Consider the following 17,354-nt stretch of genomic DNA (forward strand, 5'->3'; position numbering starts at 1 on the left):
AGAAATCCGCCCCGCCGGCATTATCGAGTTTGGCGCGAGTCCAACGCATAAGAAGGCGTTTTATAGAGTGGTTAGCGCCAATCAAGCGATAGTTACCGGCGAGGACAGCGAGTTCGTTTACGTGGAGCCGCGGATTAAGGCTCGCGTGAAGATGCGGAACTGGACCAAAGCGGGGATGCTGCGTAGTCCAGTGTTCTGCGAGTTTATTGTTTAGTGCCTGGACTTCTTGTCAATTTTAAAATATTTGTCTAAAATTTCCTTCTCATATTCATCTAATGACGTCCGAATATCAATAGCTTTATCATAAAATTCATTGAGCTTTTTCTCGAACTTGCCTAAGCTGTTGTTAGTTGGGTTAAGGTGGTAATCTATATTCTTATAATACAAAGCAAAGTTAGAGGATAAGAAATTAAATTTAATTTCGAAAACTCGGTATGTAGTTAGGTTTAATGATGTCATTATTTCTGACATATTTTTATTAATTATTTCGATGAAGTTGTTTAGGGTACCAGCTCTAAGTCTCATTGTATTAAGGATATCTTTCTCATTAGTATTACTATTAGTTACTACCATATTACGCGCATTAATAATAAATGTAAGCTCCTTGTTCACCCTCATTAATTGCTTGACACTGTCCTCGTACTTAGCTGCGAGTCTTTCGTTTCTCTGTTCTCTAATTGTCATGTTAACACCGACGAGTGTAAGAACTCCACCTACTATAGAACCTAAGAAAGCCAAAAAGTCCCATTCATTTATTACAATAAGTGGTTCAAGGGCTAAGAGGTATGCAACTGCTATACAAACAAAGCAAATACTTACAGATACTATTACTGTAATAAAAGCAATTTTTTCTACAGATCTGAATGATAAAAACTTTTTCACTGATAAGTCTCCTATTAAACAGCATATTTAAACGTATAAACTCCGCGCGCATAACGCTCGCGCTTTATCTTAACGCAGCTATGCAGTCCGGGGTTCAGCAAGTTTATCGTGTAAGTTGTTTTTCTACGCTATCGTTACAAGCTTTCAAAAATTGCACTCCATAATCTGTTACCCTATAAAAACTACGAACATAGTGAGCAGTGTAGAATTGGCCAAGACTATGAGTTTTAATCATTTCTTTAAGAAAAGCTTCTTTTTCTTCCATAAGTTCTTGTTCTAGTTTTCTATATTCATGCTCATACTCTGTATCTATACTGTCTTCAACTTTTTCTAGAATACCTAGGCCTGTTAAATTGTAGATATATAAATTATCATTTTCAGGGAAGTGGAAACCACAAATATGAGGTAGATAACTGTAACCTCTCTGAGAAGTTAGAATATCGGTTTCATTTGATATAATTGAATGAACTTTGAATTGCACTAATGGTATAGTTTTTCTTTCTTGCTCGTAAAGATGCTTTAATAGCAAAGCTTCATCAAAAGAAAGGCTGCTGATCGTAAGAATGAATCCAGGATGGGCAAGGTATATAGTCTCAGATGAAGCCCCTTTTGTTAATAGGTTAACATACATTTCATTTATCTGACTGTTAGATGTGTAGGACATTTTCTCAATAGCAGGAACCGATAACTCTAAAGGGATTTCAATTCTTTTGTTTTCATCTATGTTGCTCAGGTTTTCCTCGAGTTTTCTAATGTTATTTTAAAAAATTAATCTTTGTTTGTGATTCCAGTATTTTATTTTAAGAGTGATAGTATCCAACACGCCTGTTAGGCTACCGAGGACGCTTCCTATATTTTTTGCTGAGGGTTGGATCAAATCATTATACGCGTCTTTTGTTACTTCTGGTGGAATTAGTGACACGTCTATAAGACTTTTTTTTTCATCATTTTCACTCACTAAAATGCCTCCTAATTGTTTTATCATGTATATTTAAACGTGCACACTCCCCGCATAAAACGCTCACCGCTTATCTTAACGCTAGCCTCCGTTATATCCTCGATCACGTCGCTACCGACTAATTCGCGCTCAATAAACACGACGAGGGGCGTTCGCTCCATTTTCGCAGTATAAAAGTGAACATCGGAGGTCAGCGGTCTCATAAATCGGCTCATATACGTAGTCCTTTCGTTGTGGGTTGCGTGATTACTTCGACAAATTGGCGCAAATTTCCTGCATTGATATATAAAAGCATATAATTTATATATCAAAATTTACAGAATATGTTATTTTATGTTTAGACTTAAGAAGCATATTTTTGTATTCTTTTTAAGAATAAATAATAAAGGAGAATATAAATGAAGAGAGTTTTAACTTTGATTTTAGTATCAATGATCTGTTTATTATGTGTTGGACAACATACATATGCAGCATCTATTGGAGGTAAGTTAACTAGTCCTGAAGAGGGATGGAAACGTTACGATGACAAAGATTCGAAAATTAGTTATACAAACGGATGGTATGACAATAAAGCAACAAGTTATTCTAATGGGAGTATTAAGCTAACATCAAGCGTGGGTGAGAAAGTAAGCTTTAAATTTTATGGTACAAAACTTAGGTTAATATCTGATGGAAATACAGACAGAACAGAAAATTTTGAGATACAAATTGACGGGGCGTCAGAAGGATTTTCCCTTAAAAGAAGTGCAGGTTACCAATACCTAGTGTATGAGAATTTAGACCTGGGTAATGGTCTTCATACTGTAGAATTAACTACTACAGATACTAAGATCGCAAGTCTAGATGCGGTTGAAATCGACGAAAGTGGATGGCTGGTTGTTGATGAAATTTCTGAAAAAGTAAATCTATCGTCATACAATGGTATAATCTTTATATCGTGGGATGATATGGGTTTAGCAAACAACTTCACACTAAAAAGGAGCGACACCCCTGGAGGACCGTATTCAACTATTGCGAGTGATCTAAATTCTAAAAGCTACGTAGATAGAAATTTAATTAACGGTAAAAGCTATTATTATGTTTTAGAAGCGAGAGTAAATTCAGAATTAATACATACAACTCATGAATTTAGTGCAACTCCTGAGATTCCAGTTATAGAAGGAATGGAAGGGGCAGCTCCACCAGAAAATACTACAGCATTGGCTTCAAGTGTTTATAGTGATCAGTTAGGGCAATTAGCTATTGATAACGATTTAGAGACGAAATGGAATGCTAGAGTGGCTAATGCTTCTCTTCAATTGGATTTCCCTTATCCTATTGATATTAATTTCGTTCAGTTTGCTGCTCAAACAACACCTGAAACACAGGTCGATTACCAAATTTTTGGGCTGTATAATGGAGAGTGGCTAGAAATAAGTCCAGTTACAACGAGAACAGTTAATTTGGATACTGAAATGAAAGTTCTTGAACCAATCCCAGTTCAACAAGGAAAGTATGAATCTATAAAAATAAACATTAATGCTAAAAGTTCCTGGGCCTCTCTCCATGAAATAACCTTAGGAGTTACCGATGATACTTCAACAAATCCTGAGGAACCCGGTGGTGAAACACCAAATCCGGAGAAGCCTGGTTCAGAAATACCTTCTGGTGATCGAGCAATATTACTGATTACCTATACTACCGGTCTTATTAAAGAATATGACCTTTCAAATGATGAAGTTGACAGATTTATTAGTTGGTATGATACAAGAGATTCAGGAACTGGTCCTTCTAAGTATGCAATTGATAAGCATGATAATAATATTGGTCCATTTAAGAAAAGAACTGATTATGTAATATTTAATAACATTCTTACATTTGAAGTGAGCGAGTACTAATAAAGAAAATGTTTATTTTATCATTGAAAAGCCCTTCCGCTATATTTGGTGGAGGGGCCATTTTTATTTATTCGTATGTCACAGTAAAAAGATCGTTGGGAGTTATCTCCAGATAGACACAAAGGCGAGCAATCAATGTTGCAGGTATCCTTTTATGCTCCATTTCACGATTGGTAACCAAATCATTAATAGTAGATCGACGATAATCTAGATCTTTCGACAGTTTAAGTGCAGAGATCTCTTTTTCTTTCAAAATATTACCTAAATTACACTGTAGAATTGCTTTTTTCTTGTTCCACTCGGACAAAAAATTCTCCACCTTTCTTTAAACAATAACAGTATACGTAAAAAAAAGGTATTATTCTATTGACCGCTTAACGATCAATGTGTTATATTTCGAATGTAGGATATGAACGTTAAACGTTCATATTTGATAGAATGAATTGTTAATTATTTGGAGGTGATTCATAAATGGTCTTACAAGATATATTACATAATGAATACTCGACCTACAATAATGTTCCTTCACGTACTTTCTCTCGGTCTAGAGCAAAGCGTCGTCGAACAACTTTGCTGAAAAAGGTCTCTTATCTCATAGGAATTATTCTAAAGGAGTTGATGATAACCTATATTTTTTAATCGTCTGACTTTTGTATGTATTACCCTGATGAGTCCGTGTGGTGGCGGTCGCTGCATGCCAAAATTATTCACGTAACAACGTATAATTAATTGTCGACGAACGTTAACCGATTAGGAGGCATTTATGGAAAAAATGACGCAATTATTAGAAGTCAGTTATGTTCGCGATCATCAGACCGGAAACTTCTTCGTAACTCTCCTCAGACAAGACTATCGTACTGGTCGGCAAATCGTCGTGTTACCCGGCGCCTTCTTTCACATCTTACCTCAAGTAAATCACTTATCTATCTCAAATCTCATTGATATTACAGTTACACAAGCGATAGATCTCGGATTTATCATTGATCAGGAACCCGTAGAAGCAATCGCATAACTCTTCGATGATGCCACGCGTAGTGCACGACGCCAAACGTGTATTTGCGCAAGATATGCGGAGAAGATGAACGGTCTTCTCGCGGGAACGAGCGGCTATGTCCGTACCTTCCGGCGCCAACCGGATAGGATCGCCATGCGGACAATACGCCGGGTAGCGCCAAATGCTCGGTGTTCGGTCGGTAGCCTGGACGCGCCAACGTCTACTACCGACTAACTCGTTAATAACGCGATGCGGATGCTGTAACATCAGTTAGGCACATCGCTTCATATAGATACTGCGGAAAGGGTGGCGGGGGAGTCTCCGCGTTAGGTACGCTCTTTCCGTTGATTATACCACTTAATACGAACATATATTCGACTCGGTTTCGGATTTTTAGTAAAATTTCCGGAGGCGCCAAACTTCGGTAAAACATGCGGTCGCTAGCGCCAAATAGTGGCCGCTAAGATGTCCCAATTAGCTAATTTCGTGTCCTTATTAATAGTGTGCTCAGTAAATAGCGGTCCTCGGCGCCAAACGAGTGGCCGCTTTTGTACGAATCGAGAAGTAGCGGTAAATAAATCAGTATAACGAAAAAAATTTTCGTAAAAAGTGTGCGAAATTGAATCGGACGTAGCTATATGTTATGAGGGCAAAAATATTTTCGCAAAAAGTACGCCGATTTAATTTGGGATCTGTTAAGTAAGTATAGGACAAAACGGAAGGAGAAAATAAAATGCCGATTGATACAACGAAACCACTAGCTTATGACGAGGGATTTGCACGCGTAACTAATATAGTACTGCGAATGTACACGTTACTTGACGGTTTTACGCTTGAGACAGCGGGTTTATACGCTTATCTATTAACCTGGCGACAACATAACGCTAATCATCGGATGCACGGTAAAGCGTGGGTTAAACCAAAGTGAAATAAGCGCGCAGACTAGTATGTCACCGTATCTGATCCGAAAGCACACCGCAACGCTTGTTAAGTACGGACTCCTTAAAACGGATAAATCACGCCGCGTTGCGAATAAGCTGATGTACACACCGCTTGACCCGATAACAGAAGCGGAGTTTAGGGCAATTTACAAAGCGGAAGTAGCGGCTTTCACGGAACGGCTCGAAGAAATTGAAGCCGAAACGGAAGAGGACCGTGCAAGATTGCGAGAGAAACAGGCAGATTCTAATGGAAGTGAATCTGCTTAACTTCCGTAATAAACGGAGTTGATAACGGTTATTCACTCTTTTTACTAGAGAAAGAATAAAGAGAAAGATTTAAGAGAAAGAAAAATAAATAATTGCGAATCAAAACCGTATGCTTCGGAATAGAAGAACACTATTCCTCATGCATCGTCACTTCGTTCCTCGCAAGTATCTGTTAACGCGTATTAAGACATCTATTCAATACATTATGTTCGCGATAGAACAGGAGAAAGAGGAACAGATACGCGGAAGTTAAATTGTTTCATTTCCATAATCCGAAACGGAGGAACAACGGATGATAAACGTATATAGTTTTTGGGACGAGCATTATCGCATTGAGGACGGAGAGCTCCGCAATATGATAGCGGAGCTTGTTATTAACGAGTTGACGGACACGGCAGGTTGGACTCGTGACGATCTGATGAGGCCGCGTTATACCCATCCGATGACGCGACGTAAGAGCTTCCTTAAAAAAGTGAGCATACTCGATATCTTAGCGGATTTTATAATAAAGGCAAAAATGTCAGAGGAGACTAAAGCCAATCATCCGGTTAAAAATGCAGATGCGGCTTATTACGATGATCATGTACGGAGTAAGAAAGTCATATCGTTAGATGCATTGTTAGATGGTGGAGTTCAGATAGATGGCTACACGGGACAGGTTTACTACCCAAAAGAAAATCTAGAAGCAGCATAAATATTTTTATTTTTTTCTTCGAGAATACCGTGTTTTTTACAGCGCTCATTTCCATGTATAAGTGAGAAGAGAAGGACAAGCAGTCCAACTCTTTTTTGTTTTATGGACTTGTGTTAATTAAACTCCACCACTAGATAAAAGGAGGACAGTGTAATGAATTTGACGCCTGAGATAATCAAAATTTGTAGGATGACTTTGGGACTCTCACAGGGGAAGTTAGCGAGAGAAGCGGATATTTCTTGCACGTTACTCGGATCGATTGAGCGCGAAGAGCGCCCCCTTTTACCGCATGTGTCTAAGAAAATACGCCAAGCAATCCCGTATTCTGACGAACAAATCACGGAACTCATTGGAACGGTCCATCGAATTAATAAAACGTAGGAGGAATTGCGTGCAAAACGCATTATGGCGGATCTGTCCGGAGTACTTGGTGGGTTACGTCGAGGACCCGGAAGTTATACGCAAGATACGGCGAAGTTACCCCGAGTTCATGGAATTCGGAATCTATTATCGGAATGGTACAGTCATCGCGCGTCAGTACCGGATTCCAAGCGATCAGAAGCGTTCGGCAAGGCGTCTGCTCGGCGTGAATTTGACGTAGAAATAGCGATTTAGTCAGGCGGAGGTGTAAATACCCTCGGCTTATCTTTGCGCGCCTAAAAACAGGCGGAAACAGCGGTTAGCGTGCAGATAGTGTAGCTATTTTCGAGGAGGTAGGGGAATGGTGAATGAGCAATACCAAACAAAAATTAATTTCGGAGATGGCATCGTTATTACTTACGGTGACTCAGTTTCGCGCCAGTGGATTAAGTTTATGGCTCCGTTGATTCATGCAGACGAGGTCAAGCGCCGCAAGAGAGGCGGTAATTATCGTGACACATGACGAATTTGAAGTAACGTATGATCCCGATAAACGGCCGCTCAAGTTCCGTAAATTCCGCGTTAACGAGAGAACAGAACCGGTATGGGACCTCGTTCAGGAGCACGTATCCAATACGGTATACGCGCCGACGCTTCAGAAGATGGAGCCGGTGGAAATGTACAAGCTGCTCGAAATGACGGCGATACGATTCTGCAAGGCGTATAGCCCTACCCGCGATTTCGGGATTTCTAAACCGGAGATCCGTATGGCGGTTCTATACGCGTTTGAAAATATACGAAATAAACGGGAGGAATAACGAATGTATAACGGTATCACTTGGAACGGATTGAAAGACGCAGATTTTACGGAGTTGGACGCACGAATCAGTCCGACAAATTATCGATCACCGCGCGCAGTAGAAAAGCCGAAAGCAGCGCCAGTTATTACAGTCGAGGATGGGGCGGAACGGTCGACCGGTAAAGTGAAATATGTATCAGAAAAAGGGTACGGCTTCATAAAATCAAGAGGAATCGACGAGGAAATTTTCTTTCATCTAAGCAAGATGGATGAGAAAAGCGAGCTCCCAATGTCAGGCGACTTTGTTACGTTCGACCTTGAGGAAAACGGAGACAAGCCGCGTGCGATCAATGTTCTGGTGACAAGTCAATGAAAAGTCCGATAGTTGTCGCGGAGCTAGTAAAGGTTGACGGGATACAGCGCCTTCTTTCCGCACAAATTTTCGGAACGGATGGCCGCTATATGTCCGAGATTGTAGTGCCGTGTACTACCGCAGAGATTGCGCTGCAGCTCATCCTGGAATCGATGGAGCTCGCGAACTGGTTCGACGTTTTCGAGTTGCGTACATCCGATCCGCAGCTATTTAGAGAAGCGCTCACGGACGGACAAATAACGGTCGATATCGTACATCCAAGCGAGACGTCATTCGTCGTAGACCAAGTGACGGGACGCGCTGATATATTTCGCGAGTTTTATCCGGAGCCGCAGCCGGTGGAACCCCCGGTAGAGGACGTTCAGCCTCGTTGCTGGCGCGGCTTATTGATACGGGTACTTACAAAATTAATTGAGAAAATCCAAACTAAAGGAGATATGTCAAATGAAATTTGAATTAATCGAAAGCTACCGGAGACAGTCAGATGAGTTTAATGCAAAGCAAGAAGAAAGAGCACGCCAGCGGGCCTCTGCGCTTGAAACGGTACAGGCTCTGAGGGCTGAGTATGCCAAAGTAATGCGCGACTCACTTGTGAATGGTACCGACGCGGGGAAACAATTGGATAAGTTAAGTGACCAAATAGCAGAAGCAGAGAGAACATTTGAAAGAAAAAAACGCGAGTATGAAGTGGCCGAGACGATGAGAATGCATACGATTACCCCTCAGCAAGTGCAGGATTCGTGGAATCAGGAGTTTACTCCACAATACCGTTCTGAAGTGTTTAACCCAGCGATCGAAGCTCTTCTCAATGCAAAACTAGCTTATATTGAAGCTTACAAAAGCTACAGGGCAGTAGTAAAGGACTTTGACGACCAGAAAAAAGACACTTACGAGACTCTTGCTCCTGGCCGTTGGCCAAATCCTTACCAATATAAGCTTAATGAGATAGATTTTAATCTAACTACTGAAACAGATAGGTACTTCATCAAAAGATATGACTTAAATGATCTTAATGGCGATAAGCCAGTTCGTAGCGTTCAAGGCCTTAAATAAGGAGGAGGAGAAATAATATGAAGATGGAGATAACCCTTGCAAAACTTAAAGAAATGGAGCTTATGTCCAGAGGGAACCCGGAAAAGACAGTAGCTTACAAGTTAAAGCAGAAGAGGTATGACGATATGGTGTCATCTTTATTCACTGCTGAAGCTCCGATTATGTACTTGCCTTCCAAGAGTGAGGAATACGTCCAACGTGCTGAACAAATTGCGGCAGAATCCGGCGACCCCGATGACTTGGCACGTGCCGTTATTCTACGCGATGGTTTCGAGTACTATGAGGCGGACAACATGAAGCATTTAGACTGGAAAGAAACCCGTTCGCAGTTAAAGGTAAAACTCGCGAGTGGAGAGCGCCTATCTCAACGCGATGTATTGGCGGCTGAGCGCCTGGCCCGGGCTAACAGTTCCGTAAATAATATCGCGCTATATTCGCAGGTAAAAACCGGATACGAAAACCCAACGGAATGCGTTACGGAGGAACCCGCTCCACAACGTAAAGTTACTGCGGATGACGTAGAGAAAGCACGAGAGGAAGCGCAGCGTAATCCACATCCTAGGAATATGGTGAAGTTTTCGCAGGTTAGACGCGAGTTTATGGCGGAAGGAGGTGAGTAATATGTCATTCGTGGCAAAGGAGCCCTTTAGTGGAAGCGGGAATGCTGAGATAAAGTTTAGAGTGAGCGCGGAGTCATTGCGTATTATTAATACTGGATTCAGTGAACTTGCCTTCAAACTGTCATCCGGTTTCGAATATACCATGGCATCTGGAGAAGTAATCGACGAACAGATTGACCCTAACACGGTAAGCATTTCCGGAATGCAGATTAATTTTGATACGTTAGGCCAACTGTATAATGCCGCTCAATTCAAGAAAACGCCAGAAAGTGCCGCACTTTATCTGAAAATGAAAGCTGCGGTATCTAATCTACGCAATAAATAACAGAATACATACGCCAAGGGCTCCGCATTAACGCTGCGGGGCTTTTTGACGTGTGCAGGTATGGGAGGAAGCCGGATGATTACCGAGTTAGAGAACGAAGCAATGGAAGTTATATCGTACGTTATCCGCTTATATGAGGAAAAGGCGGCTGAGCGAACGCCGATCGACTATAAAATGTCCGAACTGTACCCGGAGGAACATTGCGCGATTAAAGACGCGAGCCGCATCCTTCTGCGCTCCAAATTAAAAGAAGCACGGTTATTCGGTCGCGCTGTATTAGAGTTTATTTCCGCAATTGAAGCGATGGAAAAGAACTTGAGCCGCCATAATGCGAGAAGAATGCAGCGGGCAACTAAGTCCGCAAGCACCGCGTCAGAGCGCTATCATCGCAAGTTAGGGGGTAATTAAAATAGCATTCGATCTGATAGCGCGATTGCGATTAAAAGACGAGAATATGTCGTCTGGACTCCGTAAAGCGCAAAGACAAATAGAACAGGCTGAAAAGGCTACAAAAGCATTACGTAATACAACGAGCGGATTATCTTCGGCAAATGCGTCGGCTGCGCGTTCGTTCGGCTCCATTAAAACCGGAGCTGCTAACGCCGGGCGCTCAATGCTTACGTTCGCTCAGAACTCGCGTAAAGCAACCGCGTCGGCCACGACTGGAATGTCGAGTTTAACACGTACAGTCGGTGCGATGGGTGCTGCGTTCTTGACCGCGAGAGCAAGCGCAGGTTTATTCGATAAAACGATCGCGGAAGCTGCGAGACATGAGCAGCGAGTGGTTACGGTTGAGGCGATGTTCGGAAGTAGCTACAAGAAGACGTCTAGCCAGTATCTGGACTTCTTGCAAGAACGTGCGAACATTTCACAATATGACCTCGGTGATTTCTTGAGTTCGAGTAAAGGTTTTATCTCAACCTCGAAGGATTTAGGTCAACTAAAGCAGATGACTAATCTCGCTGAGCGGTTGGCAGCCATTGATTTTCCGGTCCAAGGTATTGAAGGAGCGTCGCTATCATTAAAAGAGTTCTTCTCCGGAGACACGCAGTCACTTGTTGAGAGGTTTGAGTTATCGAGGTCCGATCTCGCGCCGTTGAAGAATCTGGACTTAAGTACGCAATTACGCGAATTAGATAAATTCCTTGATAAGTTGGGGGCCTCCGACGATTTGCTCAAAGCCCAAGAACAATCAACAATGGGGCAGTACAACCAAGCTTTAGGGAAGATCACTGCAGGACTCAGAGATATGGGAATGCGAGGTTTAGTTTACATCACACCAATGCTACAAGATTTCAATAAGTGGCTGGATAGTGCGGAGTTTGAAAAGCTCAAAGAGTGGGGAGCGCAGGCATTTAGCGGATTAGTTTCAGGAGCTGTAAAGTCTGTAAGAGAAGCCACGAACTACATTAATACTAACTTCTTAAACAATCCAGAGTTTAAAAACCTGCCTACACTGTCAGCCAAAATTGACTTTACATTCGGAAAAATAAAAGAGCTGTTTGACGCATGGTGGGCGGCGAGCGGCAGAGAAGGCGTTCGTAATTTAACCGGCGAGATAACAAACTTCATTCTGTCATCGATTGAATCTGCGGTTCCACGAATCGCCGCGATAGGGCTGCAGATGGGTACATCTCTCGCTAAAGGAATTATTGACGGCGTTGGACAGGCTCCAATTAATATCGTCGGTAAATCCGTTAGTACGGACATCGCGAATAAAGTGTTTGATTTCACAGGGGATGCATTACCTAAGTGGATGGGCGGATATTCCGAGAGCGAGAGTACGCGCTTAAAGGCTGAGCGCAGGGCTAAGCTCGGAAATAACAACGGAACACCGCTTTCTATGTTCAGCAATCCCAACACAGTTAAGGACTTTACTTCGGCTACATTTAATAGTCTTGTGTCAAAAGCGAAGCCGCATGCAGGCGGTCTTGATAACGTCCCGTACCACGGTTACCACGCGCGTCTTCACCAAGGCGAGGCTGTACTGACGAAGACCGAAGCACAAGAATGGCGCGATAATGGTATGCAAATCGGAGGTAATGGCGGAAAGGGTGCGCCAACGATCGTTATTCAGAATATGACCGTTCGTAATGACTCCGATATCGAAGTTATTGCCGATACATTGGCGCGTAAGCTTGCGTTATAACAACCGGCCGTTCCTCGTTTGGGGAGCGGCTCTATTTCTAAGGGGTGATTTAGAGAATGGCACAAAGTAACGCAGAGATTATCGTTAATATCGAAGAGTTAAAGGAGCGCATCCGCCAGACGCGCATCGAACAGGGATTAGATCCGGAGCCGAAACAGTGGCCGAAATTCATGGATGAAGAATTAAGTATCGCGCTAACTAATCGGATTCAGCCGTTTAGAGCTATCGTTATTAAATATGCGTCTATCTTAGCTCAAGGACAGCTAATGAACCTAGATGTATGTAAATTCGAAATCTACCGCGACTATGCGCGATTACTCCGGTTTAGTTGCGAGTTTCTATACTCAATACCGGGCCTAGGCGTAGTAACTGCGCTTAACGTAATCGAAAAGATTAACGGCGATATCGATAACGGGACGGTCGACACGATAAACGTAAGCGGACATGTTAGGACCTTACGACACGCGATTCATTGGATGGAACCACAAGGCGGAAAGGAACGAGTAACTGACGCTGAGTTCACGGAGTTATACGAGAGGGCATTAATGCAACTACCGCCAAATGATAAAGATTATGAACCTGAGGAGGAGTCAGAATGAGTAGAAGACGAAAACAATTAGAAGCACAATTAACACCGCAACAAGTAGAGGCCGCAGCACTCTTAGTAATGAACACCTGGGCCGACCTGCTCGATGACGATAGTATTCAAAAACGCACGATGCAAGAAATTGCGGATGAGGTTGGTGTCGCACGTTCAACGCTATTTTTATGGAAAACAGACGAGTCCTTCGACGCATATGTGAGTTACTTAGCGGATAGACAACTGAGTTCGTATCGTGGAGAAGTGTATAAGCAGCTAGTAAAAGCGATAATGGGCGGACCGAATGGTATCCCGAGCTCAAAAGCGATTGAACTGTACATGCGCAGACATGGTCTACTTACCGATAAAACGGAAGTCATTACGAAGACAGAAGTCGCGGAGAACATTAAGACGGACGAAGAGATCGCGAGTGAGATTGCGGAACTGGACCGCATGGTTAACGGTGGGTAAGCGTAAGAAGCGTAACCGTCCACCCCTCGATGAAAGACACCGTCTCGCTATCCGTCTTATTGCGCGCAAATCACTACGTACAAGTTACGAGGCAATTGCGTTAGAATGCGGTGTAAGTAGGCGCCAGCTTTACCGTTGGCTCGATCGGAAGGATTTCCGCAGAGAACTACGTAAGGAAACGGAAAAGGTTAAGACGGAGGTTAGGCGTTCTACTCCGCGCATTAACCTAGACGGATGCAGTGCGGATGTACTGCGCAGATACTTCGAAGTAGCCGGTGTATTAGCGCGAGAGTCCGATTAGTGTGCGTTAAAGAATATACGTATGATTTCGCATGAAATCTACGTGTGCCGCGAGGATACCGCGTGTCTATGCCGTTAGTTATCGCGTCACAAATACGTACGTAACTGCGGTATAATCAACACGCGGGGCTCGGCGGACGGGCATCGGAAATCTTCAGGGTTAGAGCGCTATTTCGGTAATTTAGTGCAAATAACGCGGATATATAACTGCACCGCTATGAGTCCGCACATAGTTAAACGTAGTGGTGGCGCGGGTCTGCGGTCTCTAACGTTAGGAATGCGGACTTCTACATGATTACCAATCAGCTAGGTGTCGCGTCCAATTTGCGGAGTGATCGCGTGACCCCAAGGCCCCTAGCGAACACGGCCCCAGCAACCTCAAATACTATCCGCGAAATAAAAAATATCTCGGGATGTTCCGAATTTCACAACTGAGTTTCTTCCATTATATGTACGCTTATCGGCGATCCATTATCGTATATATTCCTTGCTATGCGTTTATGCTACGTGTATTATAAGTAGTAGATAATCGTTGTAAACGTAGAGGCAACGGAATCAGTACGGTATGTGAACGTAAACTGAACGCTTGATATAACGGAGTTTGTCCGAGAATAAGCGTCAAATACGTGACTCGAAATCAGTTAGGCGCCTCGCGGCGTGCGAGGGTTCGAATCCCTCTCTTTCCGCCATACCATTTAACTGTTATATATATAGAGATTAGGCCCTGCATTTAATGCGGGGTCTTTTGTCGTTATGGAAGCGAGCGTTATGCATGCGAAATGTTTAAGATCGCAACCAAAAAAGGACCCTTTCGGGCCCTTTATGGGGGGCAGTGCATTTTTTTAAAGAAAACATCTTTTACGACAGCTTCAGTTAGAAGCTCGGTGTACTGCTACGCAATACCAGTGCATCTGAATCCATCATTACTTCATCAATTGCACATTACCTTCCGCTTCTATCGCCACGTTAAAGACCCTCCTTCAAATGAATAGTCCGGCTCTGTCTTCAAATCATCCAACGGAACCACACCTCTCTGTGAAGCACTGCCTTGATTGTATTATATCCGTATCAACGAAATATAATCTGGATTACAGTTGGCAAAGTTTGGATTGGTTAATGTTCAGCATATTATAAACATAAAAAATCGGATTGCCTTGTTACTCAGCTGTTTAGTGAACTCGGGCTTTGGTCAGCTTCTTCCATTTCCGATTATGGTTCGATGTTTCAGGGAAAGCCTCCCCTTTTTTAAGCTTGATCCGCTTGGGATCGTTGATCTCGGTATGGAAGCTTCTTTCACCGATCTCCGTGTATTCTCCATCATTAGGAGCTTTATCCCCTGGTTCAAATTCGGTTTTTTCACCCATTTGAATTCCCTCCTTCATTGTTCTGATCAAAAATATGTTTGCCACATTGGCTATTGTGCGCAGTCTCTCGTATGTTCATGTCTGATCATCATTGGTAAAACAGAACATGTGCTTGCACTCAATTAATGAAAATGGTATATTGATATGGTGCGAGTTTAATCTCGTTCCTTGCTCTTAAGCGATGACTTGAGGGCCTTAAGTCCATAAGGAGGTGCTAATATGCGCAAATACGAAGTGATGTACATTATTCGTCCTGACATTGAACAAGAAGCTGTTCAAGCTGCAGTCGAAAAATTCCAAGGCATCATCTCCAACGGCGGTGGTGAAATTACAAAACACGACGTAATGGGTAAACGCCGTCTTGCGTATGAGATCAAGAAATTCCGTGATGGTCATTATGTGTTGGTTAACTTCAACGCTGAGCCAGCTGTCGTTTCTGAAATGGAACGTATCATGAAAATTTCTGACGAAGTAATTCGTTATCTCATTACGAACGACGTTGTTGCTTAATTCGTTTCAAGTGATTTTGTAAGAACTACGCTCAGAAGGAGGGGATTAGATTGTTAAACCGAGTCATTCTGATCGGCCGGTTAACTCGTGACCCAGAATTGCGATACACGCCTGCAGGGGTAGCCGTAACGCAGTTTACAATTGCTGTAGACCGTCCGTTTACAAGCCAAGGCGGGGAAAGAGAAGCTGATTTTATACCGGTCGTTACCTGGAGACAGCTAGCGGAGACTTGCGCAAACTATTTGCGTAAAGGCCGTTTGACAGCCGTCGAGGGGCGCATCCAAGTAAGAAACTACGAGAATAACGAAGGAAAGCGTGTATACGTAACTGAAGTTATTGCAGATAACGTTCGCTTCTTGGAATCCAACCGTGATGGCGGAAACGCGAATAACGGTGGTGGTATGCGTGAAGAGCCTTCTTATGGAGGCGGCGGCCGCGGGAATAATAGCAATAACAATTTCTCACGGAACAATCAGGATCCTTTTTCCGATGACGGAAAACCGATTGATATTTCGGATGATGATTTGCCATTTTAATTAGGAAGGACTGAATAGCATGAGCTTCAAACAAAGAGAAGGCGGAGACAACGATAAAAGACCGGCTCGCCGCGGCGGCCGTAACAAACGTCGTAAAGTGTGCTTCTTCACTGTTAACAAAATTACTCACATTGACTATAAAGATACGGATCTGCTTCGTAAATTTATCAGTGAGCGCGGAAAAATTTTGCCACGTCGTGTAACAGGCACAAGCGCAAAATACCAACGCATGTTGACGATTGCAATCAAACGCTCCCGTCAAATCGCATTGCTTCCGTACACAACTGAATAGTTAACGATTCAGTGAAGGGGAAGGACAGTCTGCTACTTAGCAGGCTGTCCTTTTTTTGTAGGGTTGTTCCTTGAATGGTAGAACGAATATAATAGAATACATAGATTGTCTAGATAATTGTGATGGTAGAATGTTGGATTCGAACAGATATCTAGTGGGAAAGTAGTAGTCAGAAGTGATTCAAGAAGACGTATATATGTAAAAGCTTGAGGAGTGAATATGAACAAACAGCGGCAGTACAAACAGAAGCGAAGATCAAGCGGACCCATTGTTTTTGTTTTTCTAGTATTGGGTCTTGTCTATTATATGTCTCAAACGGAATCATTTAATATAGATTGGGGAAGTCCTACTCATCTGTTTGAAGCGGAGGAACCGAAGCAGGTAACCGAACTCCATCCGGAAGTGGCAGCGAAGAAATCTCAGCTAGTGGAGTTAGCGAAGCAAAAAGGCATACAAGTTATGATTACAGAAGGTCACCGCAGCGAAGAGAGGCAAAATGAGCTGTATGAGCAAGGACGATCGACGGAAGGACAGATTGTCACCTCTGCAAGGGGAGGAGAATCTTATCATAACTATGGACTTGCGATTGATTTTGCGATTCGGGTATCTGAAGACAAAGTGATATGGGACTTGGAGTATGATGGGAACAATAATGGTGAATCTGATTGGATGGAAGTGGTCACCATAGCCAAAAGTCTTGGATTTGAGTGGGGCGGAGACTGGGTCAATTTCCCTGATTATCCGCATCTTCAGTATGATTTTGGCTATAGTATTGCTGAACTACAACGCGGGAAGAGACCACCAGGATATGAGCTCGAACCAGAAGATCTGGAAGCAAGTGAATAACATAGCAGTCAGCCATTTTACGGTTTCATGTGATAGGGAAGAAGTAAATAATCTTAGGAGAAGTAAGCTCTGCATATAGGCAGAGCTTACTTTTTTCGTAGAATGTTATGAATATATAGCAACCCCAATCATTTTTTGATTTATTCACAAGATTCATCATTTT

The 17,354-nt window shown here is 42.8% G+C and carries 26 protein-coding genes and 1 pseudogene; 22 read left to right on the forward strand and 5 right to left on the reverse strand.

What is annotated here, in order from left to right:
- Window positions 1-4: 4 nt before the first annotated feature.
- Window positions 5-214: pseudogene (locus tag BM415_RS25610) on the forward strand (ATP-dependent DNA ligase); the annotation flags it as partial.
- On the opposite strand, the gene BM415_RS16215 reads toward BM415_RS25610, so the two are convergent.
- From BM415_RS16215 to BM415_RS16225, 3 genes are all read right to left on the reverse strand, one after another.
- Window positions 211-882 (reverse strand): hypothetical protein, encoded by a 672-nt coding sequence (locus tag BM415_RS16215; protein WP_091159868.1) that lies wholly within the window; start codon window positions 880-882, stop codon window positions 211-213. The pseudogene BM415_RS25610 and the gene BM415_RS16215 sit on opposite strands and share 4 nt — an antisense overlap.
- Window positions 883-985: 103 nt before the next feature.
- A complete protein-coding gene (locus BM415_RS16220) occupies window positions 986-1,636 on the reverse strand; it encodes an Abi-alpha family protein (RefSeq protein WP_091159869.1) in 651 nt (216 codons plus the stop codon).
- A 6-nt stretch (window positions 1,637-1,642) separates the two neighbouring features.
- On the reverse strand, window positions 1,643-1,840 hold the full coding sequence (locus BM415_RS16225; protein ID WP_091159871.1) for a hypothetical protein: 198 nt from the start codon (window positions 1,838-1,840) through the stop codon (window positions 1,643-1,645).
- Window positions 1,841-2,238: 398 nt separating this feature from the next.
- Between BM415_RS16225 and BM415_RS25920 the strand changes: the two genes are divergently transcribed.
- Window positions 2,239-3,717: a hypothetical protein gene (locus BM415_RS25920; RefSeq protein ID WP_091159872.1), complete on the forward strand. Its 1,479-nt coding sequence runs from the start codon at window positions 2,239-2,241 to the stop codon at window positions 3,715-3,717.
- A 67-nt stretch (window positions 3,718-3,784) separates the two neighbouring features.
- Here the strand turns inward: BM415_RS25920 and BM415_RS16240 are convergent, their stop codons facing one another.
- Window positions 3,785-4,024, reverse strand: a complete 240-nt coding sequence (locus tag BM415_RS16240) for a helix-turn-helix domain-containing protein (protein WP_244533466.1) — start codon at window positions 4,022-4,024, stop codon at window positions 3,785-3,787.
- A 456-nt stretch (window positions 4,025-4,480) separates the two neighbouring features.
- Here BM415_RS16240 and BM415_RS16245 point away from each other — a divergent pair, with 456 nt between their 5' ends.
- The 16 genes from BM415_RS16245 to BM415_RS16320 all read left to right on the forward strand — a co-directional run bounded on the left by BM415_RS16245 (window position 4,481) and on the right by BM415_RS16320 (window position 13,644).
- Window positions 4,481-4,729: a hypothetical protein gene (locus BM415_RS16245; RefSeq protein ID WP_091159874.1), complete on the forward strand. Its 249-nt coding sequence runs from the start codon at window positions 4,481-4,483 to the stop codon at window positions 4,727-4,729.
- A 929-nt stretch (window positions 4,730-5,658) separates the two neighbouring features.
- The gene (locus BM415_RS25620; protein ID WP_244533472.1) at window positions 5,659-5,919 is read left to right on the forward strand and encodes a hypothetical protein; all 261 of its coding nucleotides are present in this window, start codon (window positions 5,659-5,661) and stop codon (window positions 5,917-5,919) included.
- Window positions 5,920-6,211: 292 nt separating this feature from the next.
- A complete protein-coding gene (locus tag BM415_RS16255; protein ID WP_091159875.1) occupies window positions 6,212-6,613 on the forward strand; it encodes a hypothetical protein in 402 nt (133 codons plus the stop codon).
- Window positions 6,614-7,004: 391 nt separating this feature from the next.
- Entirely contained in the window at window positions 7,005-7,214 is a 210-nt protein-coding gene (locus BM415_RS16265) for a hypothetical protein (RefSeq protein WP_244533474.1), read from the forward strand.
- A 120-nt stretch (window positions 7,215-7,334) separates the two neighbouring features.
- A complete protein-coding gene (locus BM415_RS25145) occupies window positions 7,335-7,496 on the forward strand; it encodes a hypothetical protein (RefSeq protein ID WP_170862516.1) in 162 nt (53 codons plus the stop codon).
- Window positions 7,486-7,791 carry a hypothetical protein gene (locus BM415_RS16270; protein ID WP_091159878.1) on the forward strand — a complete coding sequence of 102 codons (306 nt, stop codon included), beginning with the start codon at window positions 7,486-7,488 and terminating at the stop codon, window positions 7,789-7,791. The genes BM415_RS25145 and BM415_RS16270 overlap by 11 nt, the downstream gene beginning before the upstream one ends.
- Before the next feature lie 3 nt (window positions 7,792-7,794).
- Window positions 7,795-8,145 (forward strand): cold shock domain-containing protein, encoded by a 351-nt coding sequence (locus BM415_RS16275; protein WP_091159880.1) that lies wholly within the window; start codon window positions 7,795-7,797, stop codon window positions 8,143-8,145.
- Window positions 8,142-8,600 carry a hypothetical protein gene (locus BM415_RS16280; protein ID WP_091159882.1) on the forward strand — a complete coding sequence of 153 codons (459 nt, stop codon included), beginning with the start codon at window positions 8,142-8,144 and terminating at the stop codon, window positions 8,598-8,600. Before BM415_RS16275 ends, BM415_RS16280 begins: the two co-directional genes overlap by 4 nt.
- Entirely contained in the window at window positions 8,590-9,198 is a 609-nt protein-coding gene (locus BM415_RS16285) for a hypothetical protein (protein ID WP_091159883.1), read from the forward strand. The genes BM415_RS16280 and BM415_RS16285 overlap by 11 nt, the downstream gene beginning before the upstream one ends.
- Before the next feature lie 17 nt (window positions 9,199-9,215).
- Window positions 9,216-9,818, forward strand: coding sequence for a hypothetical protein (locus tag BM415_RS16290; protein ID WP_091159885.1), 603 nt, complete (start codon window positions 9,216-9,218; stop codon window positions 9,816-9,818).
- Between the two features lies 1 nt (window position 9,819).
- Window positions 9,820-10,143 carry a hypothetical protein gene (locus BM415_RS16295; protein WP_091159887.1) on the forward strand — a complete coding sequence of 108 codons (324 nt, stop codon included), beginning with the start codon at window positions 9,820-9,822 and terminating at the stop codon, window positions 10,141-10,143.
- 75 nt (window positions 10,144-10,218) lie between these two features.
- Complete coding sequence (locus tag BM415_RS16300) at window positions 10,219-10,551, forward strand: hypothetical protein (RefSeq protein ID WP_091159888.1); 333 nt, start codon at window positions 10,219-10,221, stop codon at window positions 10,549-10,551.
- A 46-nt stretch (window positions 10,552-10,597) separates the two neighbouring features.
- Window positions 10,598-12,292 (forward strand): hypothetical protein, encoded by a 1,695-nt coding sequence (locus BM415_RS16305; RefSeq protein ID WP_139237001.1) that lies wholly within the window; start codon window positions 10,598-10,600, stop codon window positions 12,290-12,292.
- A gap of 56 nt (window positions 12,293-12,348) precedes the next feature.
- Window positions 12,349-12,891, forward strand: coding sequence for a hypothetical protein (locus BM415_RS16310; protein ID WP_091159891.1), 543 nt, complete (start codon window positions 12,349-12,351; stop codon window positions 12,889-12,891).
- Window positions 12,888-13,343 carry a phBC6A51 family helix-turn-helix protein gene (locus BM415_RS16315; RefSeq protein ID WP_091159893.1) on the forward strand — a complete coding sequence of 152 codons (456 nt, stop codon included), beginning with the start codon at window positions 12,888-12,890 and terminating at the stop codon, window positions 13,341-13,343. The genes BM415_RS16310 and BM415_RS16315 overlap by 4 nt, the downstream gene beginning before the upstream one ends.
- Window positions 13,309-13,644, forward strand: coding sequence for a helix-turn-helix domain-containing protein (locus tag BM415_RS16320; protein WP_170862517.1), 336 nt, complete (start codon window positions 13,309-13,311; stop codon window positions 13,642-13,644). Before BM415_RS16315 ends, BM415_RS16320 begins: the two co-directional genes overlap by 35 nt.
- 1,168 nt (window positions 13,645-14,812) lie before the next feature.
- On the opposite strand, the gene BM415_RS16325 is transcribed toward BM415_RS16320, so the two are convergent.
- Complete coding sequence (locus BM415_RS16325) at window positions 14,813-15,007, reverse strand: YjzC family protein (protein ID WP_091159896.1); 195 nt, start codon at window positions 15,005-15,007, stop codon at window positions 14,813-14,815.
- Window positions 15,008-15,226: 219 nt separating this feature from the next.
- Here BM415_RS16325 and rpsF point away from each other — a divergent pair, with 219 nt between their 5' ends.
- From rpsF to BM415_RS16345, 4 genes are all read left to right on the forward strand, one after another.
- Window positions 15,227-15,517 (forward strand): 30S ribosomal protein S6, encoded by a 291-nt coding sequence (gene rpsF, locus BM415_RS16330; protein ID WP_091159897.1) that lies wholly within the window; start codon window positions 15,227-15,229, stop codon window positions 15,515-15,517.
- Between the two features lie 50 nt (window positions 15,518-15,567).
- Complete coding sequence (ssb, locus tag BM415_RS16335) at window positions 15,568-16,053, forward strand: single-stranded DNA-binding protein (RefSeq protein WP_091159899.1); 486 nt, start codon at window positions 15,568-15,570, stop codon at window positions 16,051-16,053.
- Between the two features lie 19 nt (window positions 16,054-16,072).
- The gene (rpsR, locus tag BM415_RS16340) at window positions 16,073-16,345 is read left to right on the forward strand and encodes a 30S ribosomal protein S18 (RefSeq protein WP_091159900.1); all 273 of its coding nucleotides are present in this window, start codon (window positions 16,073-16,075) and stop codon (window positions 16,343-16,345) included.
- Between the two features lie 219 nt (window positions 16,346-16,564).
- The gene (locus BM415_RS16345) at window positions 16,565-17,191 is read left to right on the forward strand and encodes a M15 family metallopeptidase (RefSeq protein ID WP_091159901.1); all 627 of its coding nucleotides are present in this window, start codon (window positions 16,565-16,567) and stop codon (window positions 17,189-17,191) included.
- Window positions 17,192-17,354: the final 163 nt, after the last annotated feature.

Source organism: Paenibacillus sp. 453mf, assembly GCF_900116105.1.
In the GTDB taxonomy this organism is placed as follows: Bacteria; Bacillota; Bacilli; order Paenibacillales; family Paenibacillaceae; genus Paenibacillus; species Paenibacillus provencensis.